This window comes from Paenibacillus sp. SC116 (assembly GCF_024733555.1).
Taxonomy (GTDB): domain Bacteria; phylum Bacillota; class Bacilli; order Paenibacillales; family Paenibacillaceae; genus Paenibacillus_B.
Map to the genome: position 1 here is coordinate 2052064 of NZ_JANIOF010000001.1, position 24917 is coordinate 2076980.

A 24917-nucleotide genomic window follows, 5' to 3' on the forward strand; every position below is an offset into this window, starting at 1 on the left:
CACAATCTGTACCCTTTATAAACGAAAAAGGAGGATTCCCACATGAGTATTTTAGGTCACATTGTTCGATTTATCGTTGCTGCCTTTGTTATTATGGTCACGTCATGGCTGGTACCAGCCTTCTCTGTTGGCGGTTTCTGGAGCGCCTTATTCTTGGCCCTTGTTATTGCCATACTGGGATGGGTTGCTGAGGCTATCTTTGGCGGCCGCGTTACTCCATTTGGCAGAGGTATAGTCGGCTTCCTAGTCAGTGCGCTCATCATCTACGTAGCCCAATTCTTTGTCGGCGGTGTATCCGTGTCGATATTCGGCGCATTGATTGCAGCACTTGTGATTGGATTGATCGACTTGTTCATTCCAGTAGCAACACCATACGAAGCTGGACGCAGTAAAGAAACCAAATAACGCGATAACGCGCTGTAATTCTAAAATACAGCCAGTGTAGTTTGTTCACATAACGTTCACAACAGACAACAAATCATGACAAAATATCCCTTCCCCACAACGTATACTTATGAAAATGTAAGTAGGCCACCAATCAAACAGCGCTAGGTGTACAAGCAATAAGCGATAACTGTTTGAGCCTGTGAGGAAGGGAGAAACTTATATGTCAAGACGAACAGCTCTCACTTGTGCTACCGCCTTAATGGCAGTCTTTATGTTGTCAGCCTGCGGTACTGAAACAGCAAGCCAAGAGCAGCAAACAGCTGAAGTTAAACTGATCATAAAAGCATCAAACTACAAGTTCGATCAAACTGAATATCGCGTAAAAGGTAATCAACCTATACAGTTTAGCCTCGAAACAAACGGCAATCACGGCATTACTATTGATGAGTTGGATTTATCGCTAGATCCAATTAATCATGATCAAGTCATCACCCCTGCGGCTGGCACTTATACGTTTGAGTGTAACATTGCTTGCGGACCAGGGCACAAAGACATGAAAGCAACCTTAATTGTAGAATAGATCATGAATACACACCAAAGCAGCCGCCATGCTCCGATTTTTTCGGCACGGCGGCTTTCATCCATATTACGCAGCTTTTTCGAATGAGTGCGTTGTTCGTTGCCTAGATGGATAGAGACTAGAAACTAACTAAGCTTATAACCATTGTGCCCAACGTATTGATTCTGCAATAACAGAAGGTAACCATTCACTCGTCTTTATCGCCCATTGAGATTGCTCAAGGACTTGACGAATCGTAGTCTGTGGCCAACTTTTCAAGAGTACATATCCGATTCCCCATACTATAAAAAATTGCATTACGCCGATGAAGGCCCCGCCTAATCGATCTAATACCCGGATGGAGCGAACATGTGACATTCGCGCTATAACATACTTTAGCAGCAACAATCCGATCCAAGTGAACCCAAACATAATACCGAATGAAAGCCCAGCATGGAGCATCTGCTCACCATAGTTCTGAGCGGATTGCAGCCCATCTATCCCGACTGCACCTTCATCGATATAGGCTGAAGTACGTACGCCAAATAATTGCTTGCGTACCCAGGGGATTAAGTATTCATACGTACGTGAAGCCACGATGAATGCAATGAGCCACCCTAACATCGATAGTGCTTTTGCTTTGAATCCACGAACTGCACCGATAAGGCCGAACATAACAATCGTGATGGACAAAAGGATGTCCAAACTATTCCATGTGCCCACCTTTAGCATCGTGGCTGCGCTGACAGCGTTAGAAGTCTGCATCCATTCTGTCCACATACTTGAAGTACCTTTCTGTCAGACGTTACATCATTTCCAACCATTCGTTAAATTCACTTTTGAGCTTGCCATATTCCTCCTGAAGTGATTTCAGTTCTTCTTGTACTTGTCGAGCTTTGTTTTGTTCCATTTCACGCTCGATTTGGCCAAGACGGAATTGATGGGAGAGCAGTTCAAACTGTTCCTGCATCATAGCCGTCTCCTCTTCACGCAGCGTAGATACATTTGCCGTAGCGCTATCTGCAGCTTCTTTCAATACCTCAACAGCAGCTGCAGCCTCAGCAGCCGCTTCTCGCTGCTCTTGAAGTTGCGCTATTAACTCAGCTCGCTCCTGTTCCCAAGCCTGCTGCTTAGTCGCTTGCTTACGCAGTTGATCCAGTTCCGCATAGAGCTTGTCTTGTTCTAGCTTCCAATTAGTTTCCTTCTGCGCCCATTGCTGGTTCAATGCTTGATGCTGCTGTTGAGTTTGCTCAGTTACATTGTCTACATATTCACGTACAACTTTTAGCTGCTCTTCTTTTTCTATTTGAAGCTTCTCAACTTTTCTCTCTGATTCCTTTAACTGTTGTATTGCTTGTTCTAACTCGTAGTTACTATTTTCTGTTTGGGAACGCATTTGATCCAATTCACTCGCTGTTTGCAATAGCTGTGAAGATATTTGCTCATATTTAAGCTGGACATCATGATAACTGGACGTTAATACTTCACGTTCTGATTCCAATTCTCGCAATTGAGTCGTCCAATTTTCTTCAAGTTTGATTAGGCTACTACTATGTTCTCCCTGAAGCTGCTCATAAAGATGATTATGTCGCTCTTCCATCGCGAGCTCTGCTGCCAATCGTTCAGCCTTCTCCTTCGTTAATGCTTCTTCGGCAGATGCAGCTTCAATTGCTGCTGCCGTAATACTTCCCTTCAACTGCGCTTCAGATTCTTTTAAGTGACGAACCTGATGTTCTAGATTTTGTTGTATCTCTTGTCTTTCTTCTTCAACAAGCTTGAGTTCTTTGACCTGTGCATCCAGTCGTTCAACTTGCTCAACGGATGTTTGATATTGCAGTTCCAATTGAGAACGCTGCTCGCGTATTTGTCCCAACTCAGCCTCAAGTGCCTCTTTATGTTGAGAGCGCTCCTCAAGCAACTCTCCCTGATGGCGCAGATCACCCTCAACTTGTTGAAGTGTCTCTTGCAATTCAACAACACCCTGCTGCGCTTCATCTCTTGTACGAATAAGACGCTCCATCTCCACTTGTCGTGCGCGGTCAAGCTCTTCTGCCCGTTTCAAATGACCTTCGAGCTGACGAGTCCGTGCCTCGCTTTGTGTTTTCTCAGCTTGCAATTGCTCATATTGCTCTATAAGTGACTCTTGCTCCGCATTATGCGATTGTTTGCACTGTGCAATCTCCTGCTCATAGTAAGCTTGCTGCGCTTGTATTTCGGATTGCATCTCTGCTTGTTCTTGCTGCAACTTATGCTCCCATTCAGCGCGCTCAGCATGCAGTTGCTCTTCCCATTGCGTAGTATGGGTCGCCAATTTTTGTTCCCAGCTTGAAATTTCAGCCGCTAGTTTCTGTTCCCATGTCGAACGCTCTACTGTTACTTGCTCTTCCCAATCTGAACGTTCACTGGATAACTGCTCAGCCCATTCTGTCCGTTCATTCGACAATTGCTGCTCCCATCGTGAGCGTTCATCCGACAATTGCTGCGCCGACTGGGACTGCTCAGACAGAAGCTTCTGTTCCCAATCCGCGCGCTCCGATTCCAATTGATGCTCCAAACTCGAAACAACGGTTATATGCTCATCTAGAGCTTCTTCAAGCTTTGTTTCCAACTGCTGACGAATATCAGTTACGTTTTGCTCGTGGCGGTCGCTAAGCTGTTCCAATTCATCTTGGTGTTGAATTAGCAATTCTTGAATCACATCATCATGCTTCAACCGCGCTGAATCAGTCGCCGCCTTATGCTCCTCACGAAGAGCTGCAAGCTCAGCTTGGTGTTCGTCAGACATAGCTGTCTGCTTACCTTCCAACTCTTCACGAAGCTGCTTCAACGCTGCTTCATGCTGCTGGATTAAGGCAGTTTCTGCCGTTTGACGCTTCTCTTCAGCTGCCGCAGTCAAATCCTGATGTTCAAGCTGCATAAGCTCTAGAAGCTCTTGATGTTCCTCTTTCGACTGCGTTAATTCTCCTTGAAGTTTCGTACGATCTTCCTCTAATGAAGAACAGCGTCCTTGCCATTTATCTGTTAATTCCTGCTTCTCTTGCTCATGCTCCACCTTAAGCTTGGATAGTTCTTGTTCATGCTCTTGCTGAAGAATGGTTAGTAGCTGTTCATGTTCCTGTTTAAGCGTCGTCTCTACGAACTCATGCTCTTCTTTTAATAGAGCAAGCTGTTCATCCCGTTCTGTCGTAACTGCGTGAACGCGCTCTTGGAGCTCTTGCGCATGCTGTTGACTTAATTGCTCCGCTGCTTCTACCGCTGCGCTTACTTGCTGTTCAGCGGTTTCAAGACGATGCTTCATCTCCTGCACGCGACTAATAGCAGATTGAAGCTTACCCTCTGTTTCCTTAAGCTGTTCTTGGAGCTTGGCATGCTTGCTGTCAATAAGTTTGCGTTCTTCGCGAAGCTGCCTCACAGATTGGTTGGTCATTTCTACTTGCTTGCGCAGCTCTGCAACTTCCTTAGCATGACTTTCTTTATCCAGCTGCTGCTGCTTGACCTGTTTATCAAGCTTATCGCGTTCCGTTTGGAGCTGTGTCGTAGAGTTATTCTTCTCAGCTTGCAGTTGCTTTGTATTTTTATCCTGCTCTGCTTGCAGAAGTTTTGCATGCTTATCCTGCTCATCTCTCAGCAATTTCGCATGTTTTTCCTGCTCATCCTTTATTTGCTTCGTTAATTTTTCCCGCTCTACTTGGAGTTGATTCGATGCAACATTCTTCTCATCTGCAACTTTCTTCTCCAACAGCTCTAGTTGCTGTTTCAATTCCGTTTCCGTGCGCTTCAAAGACTGTTCCAGTCTTTGTTTTTCCGCATCCGTCACTTCTATCGCATCAACAAGCTGCTGCTGCTGATCTTTAATTCGTTGAATTTCTTCCGCTATATGTACAGCAGACAACACCGCAATTCTCGGGATGTCCAATCTTGGATTGCCCTCGGCAATCGTTCGCATACGCTCATCCACATAGTCGGCAATATTACGCATATATTCTTTACTCGTCGTACCTGCTAATTTATATTGTGTTCCATATATTTCAACGGTTACCCGGTGCTTGTCATTTGACGTCATCATAACGTCCTCCTTCATTCCATTCCGCTAACTGCAGCATGATTATGATTGCGCTTGGCATCTAATATCCTAACAAATAATGTAGGAACTGCTGCGAATATGTAAAATTTGCTTAACCCAAGCACAGAAATGCACGCTGGAAAATAGCGTTTGCAACTATTTCGATACACACATGCATATCTCCTGCTACAAAAGGGCTTTGCGTGAAGTTTAGCACCTTTCGAAGATAATGGTCAAATTCAGAAAGAACCTATTCACCATACCGAAATTTTCCGGAAGGCAAATAGGTTCTTTATTTGGTATAAATTTATTCAATTAATGGAATTTTATGATGGGTTTATTTGCGAAGTTCAGCGCCTTCTGCTTCAATTGCAGCAATGACACGGCCATGAATCTCCGTAATTTCCTCATCTGTAAATGTACGCTCAGGATGACGATATACAAGTGAAATCGCAACGCTCTTCTTGTCGCTAGCAACACGATCACCTGTGTATACATCGAATACTCGAATCGATTCCAACCAAGATTCTGCAGCAGCAGTAGCTTGTTCTAGAATACGTCCCATCTCAGCTTGACGATCCATTACGATAGCAAGGTCGCGCTCTACAGATGGGAAGCGCGGCAGCGTTTTGTATTCGATCGTGAAGTCAGCTTGAGCAACCAATGCTTCGATCTCAATTTCAGCCACGAATGTGTCCGCAAGATCCTTAGTGCGCTGCAAGTCAGGATGAATCTGACCCAACGTTCCAAGTAATTGCTCTCCATCGTCCGCCTTCAAGTACAACGATGCAGAACGGCCTGGATGATAACCAACTGGGCGATTCGCTTCATAACGAACACGACCGCTAAGGCCAAGATAGCTAAGCACACTGTCTACAATACCTTTTAGATCGAAGAAATCAACCGCTTCAGGCTTTACGTTCCATTGAGCTTGCTGACGGTTGCCTGTAAGAAGAACAGCCAATACTAGCTTCTCTTCTGGCTGCTTCGTCAACTCTGCCTCTTCCGTCAAATACAAGCTGCTCATTTCGAACAAATGAACATCTTCTTGCTTGCGATTGCGGTTATGCGTAGCTACATCAAGCAAGCTTGGAAGCAAGCTTGTGCGCAGCACGCTGCGATCTTCGCTCATTGGCATCGCAAGTGCAATCGGCTTCGCATTTCCTGCCAACGCAGGGAACAACTTCGTCTCTTCTGGATGCGTGAAAGAATACGTCAAGGCCTCATGCAAGCCGCCATCTGTTAGCAAACGACGAATCGCGCGACGAACACGCTGAGATTTTGTTAAGCTGCCTGGTGTTGTTGTACCTTCGATTGGTGTTGTCGGAATGTTATCATAGCCGTAAAGACGAGCTACTTCTTCTATTAGATCTACATCAAGTGTAATATCGCCACGACGAGAAGGTACTGTTACTTCGAACATACCTTCTTCTACTGTCTTAACATCAAACACAAGACGCTCCAAGATAGACTGTACTTCAGCAGCAGTTAAGGACGTACCAAGCATACGGTTCGTTTTTTCCAAAGATAGACGAACAACTTGACGCTCATGCGTACCTACTTGCTGTTGTACAACCCCACGTGCAACTGTACCGCCTGCAATCGTGCGGATAAGCTCTGCTGCACGGTCAATCGCCGGCACAACATGCTCAAGGTTGACGCTCTTCTCAAAACGAAGTGACGCTTCCGAACGAAGGCCCAATTGTCTGGACGTCTTGCGCACGATACCGCCATCGAATTTCGCGGATTCAAGCACGATGTCAACTGTAGCTTCCGTTACTTCGGAGTTCTCTCCACCCATAACGCCTGCAAGTGCAACTGCCTTCTCCGCATCTGCGATTACGAGCATATGTGGCTTCAACTTACGCTCTTGGCCATCAAGCGTGACAAGTGTCTCGCCTTCATTCGCCATACGAACGTCGATGCTGCCGCCAGTGATTTGTGCCGCATCAAATGCGTGCAATGGCTGACCGTATTCAAGCATAACGAAGTTCGTCACGTCAACGATATTGTTGATTGGTCTAACGCCTGCAGCAAGCAAACGATTTTGCAGCCACAATGGAGATTGGCCCACTTTAACACCACTCACATACCGAGCCGTATAGAGGCTGCAAGCATGATCAGCACTAATATTTACGCGAACCTTCTCGGAAGCTGCTTCACCTGTTTCTTCAACAGAAGTCGTCGGCAATGCTACAGGACGATTCAAGATTGCGCCCACTTCATAAGCAGCACCAATCATACTCAAGCAATCCGAGCGATTCGGAGTCAAATCAAACTCCATCACGTGATCATTCAGATCAAGCACATCAGCAATTGGAGTACCAATTGTCAAATCTGAAGGCAATACCAGAATGCCTTCTTGCATATGCTTTGGCAGAAGCTTGTCATTCAAGCCCAGCTCCTTCGCAGAACAGATCATTCCTTGGGATTCAACACCGCGCAGCTTCGCGCGTTTAATCTTCATTCCACCTGGCATTACAGCGCCGATTTGAGCGACAGGTACATGTTGACCAGCATCCACGTTCGCTGCACCGCACACGATTTGTACATGCTCTTCCGCACCTACATCTACTTTACATACGTTCAACTTATCTGCATCTGGATGCTTCTCCCGAGATACAACATAGCCGACTACAATATGATCCAAACCTTGATTACGGTTCTGCACGACATCAATCTCGATACCAGCACGCGTAATACGTTCTGCTAATTCATCGGCGCTAACGCCTGATACATCTATATATTGAGATAACCATTGATAGGATACGTTCATCGTTGGTCCCCTTCCTTCTTCATTACCGTCTCTTACATGCGGTCGAACTGCTGCAAGAATCGGACATCATTCGTATAGAAATGGCGAATATCATCAATGCCGTACTTCAAGAGCGCAATACGCTCGATACCCATACCGAAAGCAAAGCCAGAATACTCTTCAGGGTCATAGCCGCCCATTTCCAACACTTTTGGGTGAACCATGCCGCAGCCGAGAATTTCCAACCAGCCTGTTTGCTTACACATTCTACATCCGTTGCCTTTGCACTGTACGCATGTTACGTCAACTTCAACGCTCGGTTCTGTGAACGGGAAGAAGCTTGGACGCAGGCGAATTTGCATATGAGAACCGAACATTTCTTTAACAAACTGAAGTAATGTACCTTTAAGGTCACTCATACGGATGTTGCGATCGATGACCAAACCTTCAATCTGATGGAACATGAAGGAATGTGTCGCATCATCATCATCGCGACGATACACACGTCCTGGACACACCACTTTTACTGGCTTGCCGTTCATCAATTCCATCGTGCGCACCTGAACAGGTGATGTTTGCGTACGCATAAGCAGCTCTTCTGTAATATAGAAGGAATCCTGCATATCGCGAGCTGGGTGGTCTTTTGGCAAGTTCAACGCTTCGAAGTTGTAGTAATCCTGCTCCACCTCTGGACCTTCCGCCACTTGATAACCCATGCCAATGAAAATGTCTTCTAGCTCTTGCGTTACTTTGCTTAATGGATGAACGCTTCCGCGTGCCATCGGACGTCCTGGCAATGTTACATCAATCGTTTCAGCTTGCAGCTTGCGGTCTGTTTCTTCACGAATAAATGCTTCCTGTAGCTCTTGCAAACGAGACTCAATCGAATCGCGAACGACATTCGCTACTTGACCGATGACTGGACGCTCTTCTGCACTAAGACTACCCATCCCGCGCAGTATTTCTGTAAGCGCTCCTTTTTTCCCTAGGTACTTAACGCGAAGATCGTTCAATTGCTGCACATCCTGCACTTGCTCCAGCATCGCCAAAGCTTCTGTGCGCAGCGCCTCCAAACGCTCTTTCATGGTACATCCTCCTTCAATCTTTCAGCTGTAATCAACTCGGTAACACAAAAAGGCCTTCCATCCCGAAGGGACGAAAGACCGTGGTACCACCCTTATTAGAAACGCCGTCAACGATCCATTTACATCCGCTCTACAGCAGAGAAAAAGGAATCAAATAGACATTCTCACTCAAAACGGCTGTAACGGACCGTATCCGGGACACTCTACTGACAAAACACAACGAATATGATCGTCATCTTCTGGTGTTCAAGCTCCTGCTCCAGAGTGAATTTCGAAAGCCCATGCTTCAGATACGCTCTCAATCTATGGCGCATCCTCCCTGGCAAGCGGTACTGACTACTTATCTCTTTCAAGGCAGTTGAATATCGACTATTTACATTTCAAATATTATATAGAATGATGGCTGCTTTTGCAACAATTGTATGGCCTATTATGCACACGTTTACATATAGTTAAACGCTTCCAACATTTCAACATTGATATGGCGTGAAATAATTGATTACAAATGATCACATTATGCTATAATAACCGATGGCGTCGATTATGTTTTGATCATAATTCGGCGTCATCTTTCATATTTCTTAATATGCAAAGGGTAGGGAGAGGGGCTACGATGGAAAGCAGGTATGAGATTGGTCCACCAAAAAAAGCAAGACGACAAACAGGGCCAAGCTACGACCGCCCAAGTTAAACATACACTAAGTGTTGATGACTGGAAGCGCGAGAGCTTAGCCGGTATTGTTTCCTTCTTCGCAATCGTGTATATCGTTATCGTCAACGCATCGATATTGGCAGACGCAGGCATCCCACAGCAAGCAGGCATTATTGCAACCGTTTTAGCATCCGCTGTCGGCTGCTTCTTGATGGGATTCTGGGCTAAGGTTCCGATCATCTTAGTACCAGGTATGGGTATCAACGCTATGTTTACCTATACATTGGTACAAGGTATGGGAATGACTTGGCAGCAAGCACTAACAATTGTTGTGCTTTCAGGCTTATGCTTCATTGCGATCAGCTTTACAACGCTAGCAGGCAAGATTCGTAATGCAATTCCTACTTCGCTGCAAGAAGCGATTACCGTCGGTATCGGCTTAATGCTCGTACTGATCGGTCTTCACAAAGGCGGAGTCATCGTTGCTAACGAAGCTACGATTATTAGCTTCCGCAGCTTCGCTGAACCAGAAGCATTGGTTACGTTAATCACGTTAGCGATCACGTGCATTTTGTTCATTCGCAACGTCCCTGGTCATTTATTGATTTCTATGATCAGCGGTACAGTGCTCGCCTACTTGCTCGGTGCCGTTTCGACGGATACTACCGCGGCAACGGAAGGCTTCTCTTGGGCAAGCTATGCTGATGTATTCGGCCAGTTCACGTTCCAAGACTTGCCTCTAACGGCACTTGCGGTTGGTGTGTTCTCCTTAACGCTCGTTATCGTGTTCGAAAATGTGGGACTTATTAATGCCCATTTGAACATGATCAACAAGCCAGAGCAATTCAATCGCGCGATGCAGGCAAATGCAATCTCTGTTCTGACTTGCGGATTGCTGGGCACGAGCCCAACGGTTTCTACAGTCGAAACGGCAGCAGGTATATCAGCTGGAGGACGTACAGGTATTCCGGCGATCGTTACAGGTGCACTATTCCTAGTTACTTTGGTTGCACTGCCAGTTCTTACGCTTGTGCCAGATCCAGCAGTAGCGCCGATCTTAATCTTTATCGGCGGGCTGATGATGCCAAGTGTTAAGCACATCAAATTCGAGCCATTCTCTGTAGGACTACCGGCATTTTTCATTATTGCGTTTATTCCATTGCTGCACAGCATCGTGGATGGTATCGCAATCGGCTTTATCAGCTATGCGCTCTTCCAGATCGCAGCTGGCAAAGCACGTGAAGTGAAGCCGTTGTTCTATGTGATTGCATTGCTGTTTGTTGCACACTTTGTGCTGCAAGCCTTGTAATTTTAAGCTGAGCAACCCTAAAGACAGCCCAAAAACTGGGCTGTCTTTATTTATTTTGATTTGCTCGTCATACGGTACGAACGCCGTTACAATTATTTGCCTAGTAATCATAATATAGGGTACATGACAAGACTAGGTTATCGTTTAGGAAAAACAACTTTGTGCATCACGACGGAGGTGATAACCATTGAATATCGTTATCATGGCAGGTGGAAAAGGCATCAGATTCTGGCCTAAAAGCACCGAACATAAACCAAAGCAGTTCCTTCCTCTTTTATCCTCCCGAACGCTGCTGCAAGAAACTTACGCCAGATACCGACAGTGGCTCCCTGCATCACGTATATACGTAGCCACTACCCACGCCTATAGCGAACTTGTTATGGAACAGCTGCCTGAATGCGAGCCGGGTCAACTCATCATCGAGCCATGTGCACGAGATACCGCACCTTGTATCGCGTTAACGGCGTTATCTTTTCTTCATCGCAATCAGGATGAGCCGCTAGCGATCGTTCCTTCTGATCAGCATGTGCCCCATATTAATAAATTGCGCGATGCTCTTTATATCGCAGCAAAGGAAGCAGCCCATCATCACTACGTCGTTATGCTTGGTCTCGTCCCTACAAGACCAGAGACAGGTTTTGGATACATTAGAGCCAATGAAGAACTTTCTAATAATGGGCTATTCCCTGTATCCTCCTTTATCGAAAAGCCGAATCTACCCACCGCCCAGCAGCTCATTCATACCCCTCACACGTACTGGAACAGCGGTATTTTTGTATGGCGACCTTCGACGATAGCCCATTTAATGGAGAAACATTGCCCATCCATCTGGAAGCCACTAACTGAATCATTTCCTGCCATCAATGAAATATATCCTCTCCTCCCCAAGCTATCTGTGGACTACGCGATTATGGAGCGTGCTTCACAATTATTCGTATTACCCATCGATATGGAATGGGATGATGTAGGAACCTGGAATGCCGTAAAACGCTATTATGATGAAGATGAAGCTGGAAATATCGCACAAGGCAATATTCGCTCTCTTGATGCACATAACAATATTATTTTTTCGGATAAAGAAGCTGTCGTTATCGGAGCTAGCGATCTTATTATTATTTCTACAGAAAATGGACTTCTCGTCTGCCATCAATCTGAAGAGCAGCGCATTAAGGAAGTTATGAATGATAAGGCCGTCTGGAAACACCATTTTATAAAAGAGGTGAAACCTTCTCCATGAAAGCATTAATTACGGGAATTACAGGCTTCGCAGGCAGTCATTTGGCTGAATATTTACTTAGTCTTCAAGTTGAGGTCATTGGAACCGTTCGGAACCGGAGTCGCATGAATCATATCGTACACATCGAAGATAAAGTCCGCTTGCTTGAATGTGAGTTGCGCGATCCATTTTCTGTCGAAACGCTGCTGACCCAAGAAAAGCCGGACTATATTTTTCACCTTGCCGCCCAAAGCTTCGTTCCCACGTCTTGGAACTCCCCGGCAGATACGATCTATAACAATGTCGCCGGTCAGTTAAATATTTTTGAGACCGTTCGCCGATACCAACTGCCGACACGTATCCAAATCGCTTGCTCCAGCGAAGAGTACGGGCATGTAGAAGCGCATGAAACACCTATTACCGAAGATAACCCGCTCCGACCGCTTAGTCCTTATGCTGTAAGTAAAGCTGCGCAAGATTATCTAGCCTACCAATATTTCAAAAGCTATGGAATTCATACGATTCGCACACGAACTTTTAACCATACAGGTCCAAGACGCGGGGAACAATTTGTTACATCCAACTTCGCAAAGCAGATTGCCGAGATTGAGAAGGGATTGCGTCCACCTACCGTACATGTAGGGAACTTGCAGGCCAAGCGTGACTTCACTGATGTCCGAGATGTAGTCAAAGCATATTGGCTCTCCTTAGAAAAAGGGGAAGCTGGTGAATGTTACAACATTGCTTCGGGTTCCTGCATTACAATTGAAAAAATGCTTCAGATGCTGCTTGATATGAGTCATGTAACGATCGATATAGTTCCAGACCCTGCCCGCATGCGGCCTTCTGATGTCGAGATTCTGCTTGGCGATACATCTCGTTTTGAGAAACAAACGGGATGGAAGCCGCAAATACCACTCGAGCAAACCCTGCATGATCTTCTTCAATATTGGCGTGAACGCGTCTGAAAGGAGGTCGATCCGCGTTGAGTACGGTCCGTAAACGATCAAAGTTACGTTTTAAGAGGAAGTCTTCCAAGCGAAGAAAAGCTTTACAGAAAAAAAGCTTACGCAAGAAATCTACCCGTAAAAATCGAAACAAAAAGTCGACCTCCGCTGGCTTCCGCACCAATAAAAGAAAAACTCGAAATCGACGGCTTCGTAAATCTAGAAATGCAAGGCAGCAATCGTCACAACAAACAATAACTCTCCCAGTGACCGAAGCCTTTCTTCAACCTGAAACTGAAAATATCCTGCCAACCTCCGGTACACAAACCTATTCTCAAACGGATGAAATACATTCAACAGCAACGAGTACAACCATTTCATCAAATGCACATGCATCTGAACCTAGTAGCGCTACAACCGTCCCCCTAACTGCTCCTTCAACAGATACTCAACCTGTACACAAACCATCTGATCCAGAACATGCTTTCACTGCATCCTGGCAGCCACCACAGGCTAACATTCGATATACTACGTTTAATCTTCAATCCAAATCGGATGATGCAATGACTGATCTATTCCCCATTTCATCCAAGCACCTTGTACGCCGCATTACCGTCATCATTTTGGCATGGAATGCGCTAGACTACACTCGTTCCTGCCTAGATGCCATTCGCAGCAGTTGTGAGAACAATGCAATGGTGGACGTTATCGTCCTAGACAATGGCAGTACAGATGGAACAGCTGACTACTTAAAGACGCAATCATGGATCAAACCCATATTTTTAGACTACAATTCTGGATTTGTTGCAGGCAACAATATTGCGATCAACCAAGCCGATCCAAACAGCGATATCGTCCTATTGAATAATGACATTAGAAACAGTCGCTCAGATTGGTTAAAGCTGCTCCAAGAAACAGCTATGAGCACCACTGATATCGGCATTGTTGGCTGCCGTTTGCGAGGCAGCGATGGTTCGCTCCATCATGCGGGCACCTACATTATGCCAGACAATTTAATGGGTCAGCAGATAGGTGGATTAGAAACAGATGTAAGGCAATATATCGATATTCGCGATGTGCAAGGTATCGTATTCGCCTGCGCCTATATTAAGCGTGAGTTATTGAAAAAGATCGGCCCTCTCGACAGTGATTATTTCTCCTACTTCGATGACACAGACTACTGCTACAAGTCTTGGTACGCTGGGTATCGTGTTGTCTATGATGGCAGATTAACCATGATGCACCATCACAATACTTCCACTCGTGTTAACGGAGTTGACTTCTGGGAAATGTATGAAAAATCCCAAAACGTGTTCCGCTCGAAATGGCAAGAGAAGCTATTTGCCAAATACAAAACAGGGGTTACATGGCGCTCTGTTGTGAATCTGCCTCTGTTCGGATATGCAGAGTCATCCCGTAATTTTATGAACGCCTTAGAGCAGCAAAATGTAATGGTTTCGTATCGATACGTATACGGACCTGGCTCACCGATAGAATTGGAGGAACCAGCCGAAGCGACAGATATGCGAATTCAAATCTATCAGCAGCGTCAGGAAAGCTTATCAAATCCAGGCATCGTATACGGACAGGGAGATGCCTTCTTGCGCAACCCGAATCGATACAAGATTGGATTTACCATGCTAGAAGTAGACGGCTTGCCAAATGAATGGATCCGCCAAAGCAACGAAATGAACGAAGTCTGGGTACCTTCTTCGTTTAACATGTATGCCTTCCGAGAAAGTGGTGTACGTGTCCCTATTCACATCATGCCATTAGGTGTGGATACACAATACTTTCATCCACACGTTAACTTCAATCGCTTCTCACCGGCGTATACATTCCTAAGTGTATTCGAATGGGGCGAACGCAAAGCTCCAGAGCTCCTATTCCGCGCTTTCCGCGATGCTTTCCAACCTCATGACGATGTTCATCTCGTATGTAAAATAACGAACAACGACCCAAGCATTGATATCGCAAGCGAGATTCGAAAACTTAACTTAGGGGCGTCAGCTGAGAAAATAACCTTTATTTTTAATCAACGCATTCCTTCTCATCAAATGGGGAGTCTATATCGTTCAGCCGATTGCTTCGTGCTTCCGACACGCGGGGAAGGCTGGGGAATGCCAATTATGGAAGCGATGGCTTGCGGTTTGCCTGTTATCACGACAGATTGGAGTGCACCAACCAGCTTCATGAACGAAAATAATGCTTTCCCAATTCCTGTTCGTCGCCTTATTCCTGCAGAAGCACGCTGTATTTACTATGAAGGCCTGAATTGGGCTGATCCAGACTACGACCATCTCGTCTATGTGATGCGCTATGTGTACAACAATCGCGCAGCGGCTCAAGAAATAGGCGCAAAAGCTGCGAAGCAAATTGCTGAGCGATGGACATGGCATCACGCTGCAACTCGGATTAAGTCACGCCTGGAACAGTTAAGCTAATACTCCAACGGAAAGGAGATTGCTTCCCTATGAAAACGGACACTCAACATACAGCTCGGCCCACTAAAGCTCGCAAGTCGACAGGAGCAACCCAACGCCGTAAGCGCAAATTAAAGGGCAAGTTTTCCTCAAATCAGTCACGAACCCGATCATCATCAAAGTTGACCGCTCGACGGAAACAAGAGCGAAAAGCTAAGAAAGCTCGACACACAAAGAGGTCAAAGCAACGTAAACGTGTAAAACGATATGTGAGCAGTACTTTCAATGAACTTCGCGCTGTCAAAGCGCTGGATAGAGAAAAGAAAAGCACACTGCATGCGCTGCATGCGGACGCCCCTCCACTCCCTTCACCTTCAACTGTGGGAGGAGCACCTATACCGAACGACTCCTTCTTGCACGAGCCTGTTCTGTTACCTGAACAAGAACACCCCCAACCAACTAAGCAAGTGTTGGGCGTAAATCTATTTGGGTTCTGCTATGCCGAGATGGGTATAGGTCAAGCATTGAGACTAGGTGCAATGGCATGTTCAGAAGCAGGGGTTCCAACTACCCTCCACAACTATCCACTCCTAAAAACGACGAGGCAACAAGATTATTCGCTGCTAGGGAAACTAGCCGAAGCGCCTAAGTATGGAGTCAATCTTGTTTATTTCAATCCCGACATTCTTGAACAAGTTATCTCTTATTTCTCCCAAGACACATTTTCCTCAAAATATACGATAGGCTATTGGCACTGGGAGCTACCTGTTGCGCCACCTGAATTCGATGCTGCTTTCAAATACGTCAATGAAATTTGGGTTCCGTCTGAGTTCGTGCGTGCTGCCATCGCTGAACGATCACCTGTGCCTGTTTATACGATGCCACATGGAATTGTAACGGAACCTCTATCTCCATATAACAGAAGCAGTTTCGGTATCCCTGAAGATCACACTGTTTTCTTGACCATGTTCGATACGTACAGCATTACAGAGCGCAAAAATCCAGCTGCTGTCATCCATGCCTTTAACAGTGCCTTCCAATATGACGAGAAAGTACATCTTGTTATTAAAGGGCTTTGTCCGGAGAACGGTAATGAGAGCTTTCAACAGTTGGAACAGCTTGTAAAAGGCCACCCACAAATGACACTGCTCACTGAGCCTTTATCTAGACAAGAAACATTGTCACTTATCGCATGCAGCGACGCATATGTATCGCTTCATCGAGCAGAAGGATTCGGTCTATGCTGCGCAGAAGCAATGATGCTTGGCAAACCGGTCATCGCCACGAACTGGTCTGGCAATACCGAATACATGACAGCAGACAACAGTTACCTTGTTCCCTTTACATTGACTGCCATTACAAACAACTACGGGCCGTATACAGCTGGTCAAATGTGGGCAGAGCCTTCCGTCGTTGAAACTGCACGTTATATGCGAACAATTCATGATCTCCCACAGACAGCTCGAGTGATCGGTACCAAGGCTCAAGCAGATATGCAACAACATCACAGCTTGTCTGTAGCTGGAAACAGGATGCGACAGCGTTTAGAACAAATCATCCATTCCTAATTACGTCAAAAACATAGCAAGAGAAGAGGTTATCCCCACTGCTTCATGCGAAGGGATAACCTCTTCTCTTGCTTTACGTATTTTGATGAGTGATAAAGAAAGATTATAGCATTCCCCACAAGTCACACAGCTGGCGGCCATCTGCGAACATACGCTGCAAATCTGCATATTGATGAATAGGGACAATTGAACCATCAAAGTTTATGACACTCAATCGTGGACATAACTGTTTCAGTGCGTTGTACAGCTGTTCCGGATCTTCTCCAAAAATATTGCGCTGCGCATCGGGATTAAATTCAATCAGCACATGAGGGCGAAGCTGACGAAGCAAATTCTCTGCTCCTTTTAACACTCTCGTCTCGGCGCCTTCAACATCTATTTTAATACAATCAAGACGGTGCAAATTAGCCTGCTTCATCCAGTCATCGAGCCTTACACAAGGCACGACTTCTTGAATACCATGACGAGAATGTGGAGTTGTAATATGAGACCACCCTCCCCCGAAGTCAACATAGGAAAAGGTAAGTTCTATATTTTCATCATACGCCCCGGCCTGTATCGGCACGATATTGTGCATTTGATTATGATGCACGTTAAAGGATAAATATCGATAATTGTGCGCAGAAGGTTCAAAGGCATACACTATTCCCTGCTTCGCCTGATGTGCCATCGCAATCGAGATTGCTCCCAAATTCGCTCCTACATCCATGCAAATCGCATCCGCCGCAATGTTCTTCTGTATCCATCTCATAAGATGGGGTTCGTAATAACCGTTAGCCTGTTCAACCCCCTGTAAAATGGCGTCTGCCTGATTTGAAGTTAGTACATAGGTCTTCTGTTCATCAGGTATACGAAGCAATGTTGTCTTTACATGCTGCATAGCACAGCTCCTTTCGATCTGTTCAATACAAATTCTCTTCTTTGTCTGCTTCTTATAGATTTATGTTCTTTTCTTGCATTTCTATTGTATGCACAGCAGCTCCATTAAGGCCCCGGCAGGATCATTCTCCACTGTTGTCCCGCCTGTCCACACCAACCAAGGCCAGCATGCATACATAATGGATAAGAGAGGAAAGTAATAGAAGGGAGTCTGCTTATGCATATAGAACGATTTACCGGATCCTATAACGCAGTGATTAGCCTTGGTTCCAACTGCCTTCCTGCCATTCAGCTAGAAAGAAATGGCCTGCGACGCTTTACAGGACCAATCGATTGGATGGACTCCAAGCACACACCTGCCATAACGGAACTTATCCGCAATCGCTTCGATCATTTTTTATATAAACCTCATCTGCAATCAATTGGTATTTTAAATGACTTTGTACTCATCCAAGATAATCGCTATCAAGTCATCGTCGTACATGATTTCCCTGTGGCAAATAACGACGAACAAAATTGGCATAGTTATCCTGAAGTTATTGACAAAGTAACTCGCCGCATTCAGCGATTATATCAATATATGGAACGCAGTGATCGCTTGCTCTTCATACGTACCGATACGACCATGAACGATGCACTTTTACTAGAGCAGGAACTTCGCCGCCAAGTCAAAAATGAATTCCACCTGCTCATTGTCAATCATGAAAATGTGGGCACCTTCTCACCATTACAATGGCCGCTAGTATACGGAACAGCTTTTGCTATCCCAAAAGATAACGATATATGGAATGATAATGATGCCCACTGGAGGACGTTGCTGCAAGGAGTGAAGATAGTTCCCTCTAGAAAATTCACAAGCTAACAACTTCGCTAAGATTGCTCAATGTATCCCCTAATAACGATAGGTCCATGTACGACAGCACTGTTCGTGCGTGAAACAAATGAAAAATAATAAGTAGCATCCCCAGCTTGTTCTGCCTGAATCTCATAGTCTACAAACAAGGTCCCCTTCTCATGGCAAGTTTCTGTTGCCTGATAGACAAGTGGACCTTGCGTATGATGAAGCCGAATAACCAGTTCCAGCTCGCCTAGATCCGCTTCTTTTACTTTTGCCCAGTCAATCTCCATCTGGATGCCCGTCCATTCTCCTAATTCAGCGCCGTGAAGACACATCCAGCCGAAGGTATGTTCCTTCACGCTAGGTATAATAGGTTGGAAAGAACCGTATGGCAGATGGCGTGTATCAAGAAATTTGAGCACATCCCATCCCTCACTCACCATGTTCGAGTTATGAAATAGCGTATGCATCATGACATGGATAAGCATGGGATACTTGCTGATTTTAAGCTATTTTTAGAGGCGAGAGTTGTCTACTCATAACAAACAGGCCAGCTAGACATTACTAGCTGGCCTGGCCTTACCTACAAATAAAATGAGCAAGTTTAGCTCTAATACAAGGACCTATCAAGGATAAAAACTCTTATCTTATCGTGTAAGTAATCTATGAATGAGTAAGTTGGTGGCTGGCCACAGGCGCCGTCGTCTCTCTAATAAGCAGCTCTGGCTCAAAGCGAACGGTAATATTGCGTTTGTTCGTGCCGTTAATTTGACGCATCAACACATCAACCGCATGGCGAGCCAATTGTTCTGCTGGCTGCTTCATCGTCGTCAAGTGCGGACGCAGCTCAGCGAACATCAGTTGATCGTCATAGCCGATGACGGACATATCGCGGGGAACTTGATATCCTTTTTCAGTTAATGCATTAATGACCCCAATGGCTGTGAAGTCATCGGCAGCAAACACTGCTGTAGGCAGGCTCCCTTCTTGAAGCCACTTTTGAACTGCATCATAACCGGAAGTAATGGTGAACTGGCCAAATTCTACGGCAAATGGCTTGAGTCCCGCTTCACTTAGCGCGTAACGGAAGCCCCTTTCCCGCTCGATTGCACTTAAGAAATAATCTGAGCCTTTAATATGAGCAATGGAAGTATGTCCTAGATCAATAAGATGTTTCGTTGCTTCATATCCACCTTGAAAGTTATCTACGAGAACGGAGGAGAAGGAGGGTTGGATATTTTGACAATCAATAAGTACGAATGGAATCTTCCGCCTGCGCAATTCATTCACGTAGTCTTCTTCATGGACAGCTGCCAACACAAGCAAACCATCTACGCGATCTTCTTGAATAAGCTCCTTGCCAGCACCAACCTCTGTTGGATAATTCGCTACCGATATGGCTAAGTAATAGCTATATTGTTTCAGATGGCTTGAAATATGCTGTACTACTGTATCTAGAAATGAATCTTGAAGGGTCGTAACGATGACGCCAATTACACCCGTTTTTCCTTTTGCCAAGCTTCGTGCCGCTGCGTTAGGATGATAGTTCAGTTCTTTCATTGCTTGAAGAACCTTTTGCCTATTTTTCTCGCGCACCGTCTTAGCATTGTTTAACACACGAGAAACGGTTACAACGGACAAGCCAGCTTTTTTAGCTACGTCAAAAATACTGACTTTCATGCTTCTACTCTCCTCGTCTGTAATCTATGGATTTGAAGTTTGTCCCTCTAATCATATACAATGTCAACCAAAATTCCAACAAAATGAAGCAAATATCCGCTGAAAAAAGGAGGTTTTATACATTTTTATCGAATAATAAGTAAAAGTACCTAGCCACTTGTGCGATTGGACTATATTTTTGTCAACTAATATGACATTTTTTGCGTATGTTTGACAAAGAAAAAGAGCACCATTTCGACTCTGCATTTGCAAAGATAGAAATGATGCCTCTATATAATAGCTAGAATCATAGATGATTTAAGTCATTTATTAGGATCAAAAACTGCCTTCAGGTGTCATCATTCGATCATAAAATTCCTCATATTTATCGCGATCTGGGGAAGCTAGCAGCGCCATTGCGGAACGAGGGTGCTCGTCCAATGTACCTGTAACTAAGTAAGGAATTAAATATCCCCACTCCCATTTCTCACGCATCGCAATCATATGTTTTTGAATGAATCCTAATGAAGGACGAAGATGGTATTTTGTATTTTTCAAATGTGTTAACAACAGCTCTGTTGGACAATTGCCTGCTCCACGGCCCATGCCATAGACAGAAGCATCGAGAAGTTCAACGCCAAGCTCAGCTGCAACAAGCGTGTTGGAGAATGCCAATTGCATATTGTTATGCGTATGTACACCTAAACGCTTATTTGGCAAATGTTCTTGGAACTTCTTCACAAGGAAATTAAAATCGTTATGGTCAAGGCTTCCATACGAGTCGACAATATACACCACATCGACAGGGCTTTCTTTAATCATTTGGAACGCCTCTACCAAGTCATTATCCATCACATTGGATAAAGCCATGATATTTATTGTCGTTTCGTAACCAAGGTCGTGGAACTTTTGTACAAGGTCCAGCCCTTTGTCGACATCCTTGATATAACAAGCGATACGAATGAGGTCCAGCAAGCTTTCGGAACGAGGCAAAATATCATTCTCATCTACACGTCCAATATCAACAAGCGCAGAAAGCTTCGTATTGCCTTTGTTCGGAATCACTTTGTTCAAGAAATCCTCATTCAGGAAACGCCAAGGACCAGCTGCTTCAGAACCTTTCATCAACTTAGGAGAATTTTTGTATCCAATCTCCATATAGTCGACGCCAGCTGCATTAAGTGAAGCATACAGATCTTGCACAAATTCGACACTGAAGTCCCAGTTATTGACGAGACCTCCATCACGAACGGTGCAGTCAACAATCTTGCAATGATTTGTTTTCATCTCGCTGTCCCCTTTGTTTTTTAATTTTCTTCATTTTACTGGATAGCAACCTAGAAAGCAAAACAAAAGATTAGATTGCAACAATGTCTTTTTCCCTTAAAGAAACCGCTATTTAGTAAGCAGCCTCGACAATTTCTTCCGCAAAAGGAATCAATGCACTAGAATCCTCCAAATTACTCGTAAATACTAAGACTAGCTCCTTTTCCGGAACCACAAATATATACTGTCCTGCATGCCCCATTGCAAAATAAGTCTGCAAACCGGCCATCGAGCGAACCCACCAATGGTAACCGTAGCTACCGAACCATGAGCTTCCTTTCGAATGCTTCAATGTGGAGTGAGCAACCCATGACTTCGGTACAATCTGATGCCCTTCCCACTCTCCACCGTTCAAATACAATTGACCGAACTTGGCCATATCACGAGGGAGCATTTCCATCCCTAGTCCGCCAGCGCTCATTTGATTAGGTCCTGTCAACCAAAACACATCACGTATGCCCAAGGGTTCAAAAAGTTTACGAGTAGCGTACGTCTGAAGACTTTCCCCATATTGCTTATGAATGATGGCAGACAAGAGTTGAGAAGCACCTGTATTATAGTTAAAGTCCATGCCTGGATTTCCAATCATAGGCCGATTCAGGACAAATGAGACCCAATCACTACTATAGATCATCGGTTCTACACCATAATCCCATTCGCTCCACTCAGGCCAGTCTAAGCCTGTACTCATCGTAAGCAAATGCCTAATCGTCATCTTATCATTGCGCGACTCAGAGTCTTGTTTCCACCGTGGGAAATAGTCTGCTACCAGATCGTCAGCACCCTCGATAAGCTTCTCTTCCAAGGCGATCCCCACTAACGCGGACGTAATGCTCTTCGTAACAGAATTTATCGGGAATCGTGTTTTCGCATTGTAACCTTCCTTATAATATTCATCCACGATAAATCCATCTTTTACAACTACCATTGCATAAACAGGCATACTCTCCAAACGCAGCTTTATCGTATCCAATGCCTCCCTATTAAACCCTGCCTTATCGGGAGAACTGAACTTCCACGAGCTCCCATCCGCATTATGATGTACATCACCATTATGAACAGGATTCGTGTTGGTTGGCCTTAGCCTAGCGGCACCGCTGTCCTCCATCGTACAGCTTGCTAGTAATGCGATTACAATTAAAGATAAAAGGCTGGTAACCATTCGACGCATCGTGAATCACACTCCACTTTTACATTCCCTACTCGCTTTACTCATACAAGGCAGCAAGTCGCTTTGCTCTCACTTCTGTTATCGTCTCAAGAAAACGACGCTCTACTTCTCCCATATAAGCATCAGAACGACGTATATAAACAACAGACACTTGGCGAAATAATTCAGGAATAGAGAACAAAGTGACCAAACCTTCACGTTCCAACTTATGCACGGCAGCACGTGGCACCAATGTGATGCCCAAACCTGCAACGACTGTGCCGATAATGGTCTCCAACGTACCGAATTCCATTACCTTTAGTGGTGTCACCCCTTCGCTCTGCATCCATTTCTCCAGCTTGGCACGGTAACCGCAGCCGCGACGGAACACGAGCAAGGGCAGATGCAGCAACTCCTCTATTTTCGTGTATGCATTCAGTTCCTCTCTGCTCTGACTGCATACGAGTACAAGCTCTTCCTCGAAGACGACATGCTGATCAATATTGGGAACATCTACAGGACCGGATACAAATGCTCCATCCAGTTTCAGCTGTTGAACTTCTTCCGTTAGGGATTCCGTAACACCTGTTACTAAAGAAATATCTACGTTCGCATATCTGCGATAAAAGAGATTCAATATGTCAGGTAAGCCAACAACGGTCTCCACAGAACCAATCTTTAGCATGCCAGCCGGATCATCTGGATTTTGAAAGGCTTTATGCATTTCATTCATCAACATCGTCATTTTTTCAGCATAGACGAGCAATTTTCGACCTTCTGGATTCAAAGTCATGCCACGACGATGGCGTTGAAACAACGGTCTGCCCATCTCTTTTTCCAGTGATCGTATACGTGCGGTTACATTCGATTGTACATATCCAAGCTGCTCTGCAGCCTTACTCACGCTTCCTTGTTTTGCCACTTCCATAAAGATTTGCATATCGCTTATTTCCATAATGCACCTCTCCAATGACGCCTGATATCAATAATAATGATACTTTAAATCACTTATAATTATTTTACAAGATAGTTGGCGCCATTTATGATGTTAATGAAAATAGTAGCAGTCATATAAATACGAAGTGTATATGCTAGGAGTGAATGTAAAAATGTCGGCGTCACGTCTATGGAAAGGTGCTCTATGCTGCTTCATTGCAGCTGTAGCTTGGGGGGCTATGTTCCCTGTTGCAGAAAGCGCCCTGCATCATTTGGATCCATTTTGGTTCTCAACCATTCGTTATGTAATTGTATCCGCACTACTCATCTTTTTGCTCCTTTGGAAAGAAGGACGACAAGCATTTCGCGCGGAAGGTCGATTCTTCATGCTGTGGATGTCCGGTACATTTGCCTTTACCGTTTATAATTTTGGAATCTTTTGGGGACAGAAGGAACTTGGAAAGTCAGGAGTATTGTTAGCCTCCATTATGGAGTCATTTATGCCCATGCTCGCGGTTCTAATCATATGGGCCGTAACTCGCAAGCGGCCACGCATGATTACACTTGGTTGTGTAATTGCAGCATTTATCGGTGTTCTTTTCGTCGTAACAAAAGGGGACTTGGGGATGTTCAGCAGTGGCGAATTCAAGCCGGTTCCACTATTAGCTATCTTTATAGCTGTTGTCGGCTGGGTGATTTACACCATATCAAGTGGACAATTCAAAGGTTGGTCCGCACTCCGAATTTCGACATTAACTTGCGTGTATGGATCAGCAACTTCCCTCATCGTCGTACTTGTCTTATCAGCATTTGACCAGATCCAAGCACCTGCAATCAGTGAATTAACCGGAGTTTGGCCCGAAATGTCTTTCATGATTTTCATAGCAGGATTGTTGGCATTGCTGTGCTGGCTTAAAGGGATTGAACTATTGTCGCCTGTTAACGGTATGCTGTTCATCAACTTTGTCCCTGCAACAACGTTCATTATTTCCATCATTCAGGGCTATCAAGTCTCTGCAGCAGAAATACTAGGAACCGTCATCATTACTTGTGCGCTTATTGTAGATAATGTAGCAAGTCGCAGAGCGCATAACTCACAAGCGAAGATAAATGGGAAAAGAAGCAAGACTCCATCCCGATCGAGTGTAGCTCAACAAACCTAATC

19 protein-coding genes are annotated in these 24917 nt (G+C 45.0%); 9 read left to right on the forward strand and 10 right to left on the reverse strand.

The genetic code is table 11. The features are described from left to right. Window positions 1-42: 42 nt before the first annotated feature. Both NQ117_RS08905 and NQ117_RS08910 read left to right on the forward strand, forming a co-directional pair. Window positions 43-405: a phage holin family protein gene (locus NQ117_RS08905; protein WP_144987269.1), complete on the forward strand. Its 363-nt coding sequence runs from the start codon at window positions 43-45 to the stop codon at window positions 403-405. Window positions 406-607: 202 nt separating this feature from the next. Beyond that, window positions 608-967, forward strand: coding sequence for a cupredoxin domain-containing protein (locus NQ117_RS08910; protein ID WP_258277608.1), 360 nt, complete (start codon window positions 608-610; stop codon window positions 965-967). A gap of 135 nt (window positions 968-1102) precedes the next feature. On the opposite strand, the gene NQ117_RS08915 is transcribed toward NQ117_RS08910, so the two are convergent. The 4 genes from NQ117_RS08915 to pheS form a co-directional block, all read right to left on the reverse strand. Continuing rightward, window positions 1103-1711: a CvpA family protein gene (locus NQ117_RS08915; RefSeq protein WP_258277609.1), complete on the reverse strand. Its 609-nt coding sequence runs from the start codon at window positions 1709-1711 to the stop codon at window positions 1103-1105. Window positions 1712-1751: 40 nt separating this feature from the next. Beyond that, window positions 1752-5012 carry a cell division protein ZapA gene (zapA, locus tag NQ117_RS08920; protein ID WP_258277610.1) on the reverse strand — a complete coding sequence of 1087 codons (3261 nt, stop codon included), beginning with the start codon at window positions 5010-5012 and terminating at the stop codon, window positions 1752-1754. A 334-nt stretch (window positions 5013-5346) separates the two neighbouring features. Next, entirely contained in the window at window positions 5347-7785 is a 2439-nt protein-coding gene (gene pheT / locus NQ117_RS08925) for a phenylalanine--tRNA ligase subunit beta (RefSeq protein ID WP_258277611.1), read from the reverse strand. Between the two features lie 32 nt (window positions 7786-7817). Further along, on the reverse strand, window positions 7818-8849 hold the full coding sequence (gene pheS / locus NQ117_RS08930; protein ID WP_258277612.1) for a phenylalanine--tRNA ligase subunit alpha: 1032 nt from the start codon (window positions 8847-8849) through the stop codon (window positions 7818-7820). 632 nt (window positions 8850-9481) lie between these two features. On the opposite strand from pheS, the gene NQ117_RS08935 reads away from it, so the two are divergent. The 5 genes from NQ117_RS08935 to NQ117_RS08955 all read left to right on the forward strand — a co-directional run bounded on the left by NQ117_RS08935 (window position 9482) and on the right by NQ117_RS08955 (window position 16964). Beyond that, the gene (locus NQ117_RS08935; protein WP_258277613.1) at window positions 9482-10810 is read left to right on the forward strand and encodes an NCS2 family permease; all 1329 of its coding nucleotides are present in this window, start codon (window positions 9482-9484) and stop codon (window positions 10808-10810) included. Window positions 10811-10997: 187 nt separating this feature from the next. Beyond that, on the forward strand, window positions 10998-12047 hold the full coding sequence (locus NQ117_RS08940) for a mannose-1-phosphate guanylyltransferase (protein WP_258277614.1): 1050 nt from the start codon (window positions 10998-11000) through the stop codon (window positions 12045-12047). Further along, window positions 12044-12994, forward strand: a complete 951-nt coding sequence (locus tag NQ117_RS08945) for a GDP-mannose 4,6-dehydratase (protein ID WP_258277615.1) — start codon at window positions 12044-12046, stop codon at window positions 12992-12994. The genes NQ117_RS08940 and NQ117_RS08945 overlap by 4 nt, the downstream gene beginning before the upstream one ends. A 17-nt stretch (window positions 12995-13011) precedes the next feature. Next, a complete protein-coding gene (locus NQ117_RS08950) occupies window positions 13012-15417 on the forward strand; it encodes a glycosyltransferase (RefSeq protein WP_258277616.1) in 2406 nt (801 codons plus the stop codon). A gap of 29 nt (window positions 15418-15446) precedes the next feature. After that, the gene (locus NQ117_RS08955; protein ID WP_258277617.1) at window positions 15447-16964 is read left to right on the forward strand and encodes a glycosyltransferase family 4 protein; all 1518 of its coding nucleotides are present in this window, start codon (window positions 15447-15449) and stop codon (window positions 16962-16964) included. Between the two features lie 103 nt (window positions 16965-17067). On the opposite strand, the gene NQ117_RS08960 is transcribed toward NQ117_RS08955, so the two are convergent. Next, window positions 17068-17844, reverse strand: a complete 777-nt coding sequence (locus NQ117_RS08960; protein WP_258277618.1) for an FkbM family methyltransferase — start codon at window positions 17842-17844, stop codon at window positions 17068-17070. A 216-nt stretch (window positions 17845-18060) separates the two neighbouring features. Between NQ117_RS08960 and NQ117_RS08965 the strand changes: the two genes are divergently transcribed. Continuing rightward, on the forward strand, window positions 18061-18705 hold the full coding sequence (locus NQ117_RS08965; protein WP_258277619.1) for a DUF1796 family putative cysteine peptidase: 645 nt from the start codon (window positions 18061-18063) through the stop codon (window positions 18703-18705). A gap of 8 nt (window positions 18706-18713) precedes the next feature. On the opposite strand, the gene NQ117_RS08970 is transcribed toward NQ117_RS08965, so the two are convergent. The 5 genes from NQ117_RS08970 to NQ117_RS08990 all read right to left on the reverse strand — a co-directional run bounded on the left by NQ117_RS08970 (window position 18714) and on the right by NQ117_RS08990 (window position 23771). Then, window positions 18714-19103, reverse strand: a complete 390-nt coding sequence (locus NQ117_RS08970) for a hypothetical protein (protein WP_258277620.1) — start codon at window positions 19101-19103, stop codon at window positions 18714-18716. 241 nt (window positions 19104-19344) lie between these two features. Further along, window positions 19345-20361 carry a LacI family DNA-binding transcriptional regulator gene (locus tag NQ117_RS08975; protein WP_144987242.1) on the reverse strand — a complete coding sequence of 339 codons (1017 nt, stop codon included), beginning with the start codon at window positions 20359-20361 and terminating at the stop codon, window positions 19345-19347. 315 nt (window positions 20362-20676) lie between these two features. Further along, window positions 20677-21627 carry an aldolase catalytic domain-containing protein gene (locus NQ117_RS08980; RefSeq protein ID WP_258277621.1) on the reverse strand — a complete coding sequence of 317 codons (951 nt, stop codon included), beginning with the start codon at window positions 21625-21627 and terminating at the stop codon, window positions 20677-20679. A 112-nt stretch (window positions 21628-21739) separates the two neighbouring features. Next, on the reverse strand, window positions 21740-22837 hold the full coding sequence (locus NQ117_RS08985; RefSeq protein ID WP_258277622.1) for a serine hydrolase domain-containing protein: 1098 nt from the start codon (window positions 22835-22837) through the stop codon (window positions 21740-21742). Window positions 22838-22874: 37 nt separating this feature from the next. Beyond that, window positions 22875-23771, reverse strand: a complete 897-nt coding sequence (locus NQ117_RS08990) for a LysR family transcriptional regulator (RefSeq protein ID WP_258277623.1) — start codon at window positions 23769-23771, stop codon at window positions 22875-22877. A 154-nt stretch (window positions 23772-23925) separates the two neighbouring features. Here NQ117_RS08990 and NQ117_RS08995 point away from each other — a divergent pair, with 154 nt between their 5' ends. Beyond that, a complete protein-coding gene (locus NQ117_RS08995) occupies window positions 23926-24915 on the forward strand; it encodes a DMT family transporter (RefSeq protein ID WP_258277624.1) in 990 nt (329 codons plus the stop codon). Window positions 24916-24917: the final 2 nt, after the last annotated feature.

What these genes read in the sequence shown, in the direction of transcription:
- NQ117_RS08905 (WP_144987269.1), top strand. Translation starts at nt 43, where the DNA reads ATGAGTATTTTAGGTCACATTGTTCGATTTATCGTTGCTGCCTTTGTT.
- NQ117_RS08910 (WP_258277608.1), top strand. Translation starts at nt 608, where the DNA reads ATGTCAAGACGAACAGCTCTCACTTGTGCTACCGCCTTAATGGCAGTC.
- NQ117_RS08915 (WP_258277609.1), bottom strand. Translation starts at nt 1,711, where the DNA reads ATGCAGACTTCTAACGCTGTCAGCGCAGCCACGATGCTAAAGGTGGGC.
- zapA (WP_258277610.1), bottom strand. Translation starts at nt 5,012, where the DNA reads ATGATGACGTCAAATGACAAGCACCGGGTAACCGTTGAAATATATGGA.
- pheT (WP_258277611.1), bottom strand. Translation starts at nt 7,785, where the DNA reads ATGAACGTATCCTATCAATGGTTATCTCAATATATAGATGTATCAGGC.
- pheS (WP_258277612.1), bottom strand. Translation starts at nt 8,849, where the DNA reads ATGAAAGAGCGTTTGGAGGCGCTGCGCACAGAAGCTTTGGCGATGCTG.
- NQ117_RS08945 (WP_258277615.1), top strand. Translation starts at nt 12,044, where the DNA reads ATGAAAGCATTAATTACGGGAATTACAGGCTTCGCAGGCAGTCATTTG.
- NQ117_RS08955 (WP_258277617.1), top strand. Translation starts at nt 15,447, where the DNA reads ATGAAAACGGACACTCAACATACAGCTCGGCCCACTAAAGCTCGCAAG.
- NQ117_RS08960 (WP_258277618.1), bottom strand. Translation starts at nt 17,844, where the DNA reads ATGCAGCATGTAAAGACAACATTGCTTCGTATACCTGATGAACAGAAG.
- NQ117_RS08965 (WP_258277619.1), top strand. Translation starts at nt 18,061, where the DNA reads ATGCATATAGAACGATTTACCGGATCCTATAACGCAGTGATTAGCCTT.
- NQ117_RS08975 (WP_144987242.1), bottom strand. Translation starts at nt 20,361, where the DNA reads ATGAAAGTCAGTATTTTTGACGTAGCTAAAAAAGCTGGCTTGTCCGTT.
- NQ117_RS08980 (WP_258277621.1), bottom strand. Translation starts at nt 21,627, where the DNA reads ATGAAAACAAATCATTGCAAGATTGTTGACTGCACCGTTCGTGATGGA.
- NQ117_RS08985 (WP_258277622.1), bottom strand. Translation starts at nt 22,837, where the DNA reads ATGCGTCGAATGGTTACCAGCCTTTTATCTTTAATTGTAATCGCATTA.
- NQ117_RS08990 (WP_258277623.1), bottom strand. Translation starts at nt 23,771, where the DNA reads ATGGAAATAAGCGATATGCAAATCTTTATGGAAGTGGCAAAACAAGGA.
- NQ117_RS08995 (WP_258277624.1), top strand. Translation starts at nt 23,926, where the DNA reads ATGTCGGCGTCACGTCTATGGAAAGGTGCTCTATGCTGCTTCATTGCA.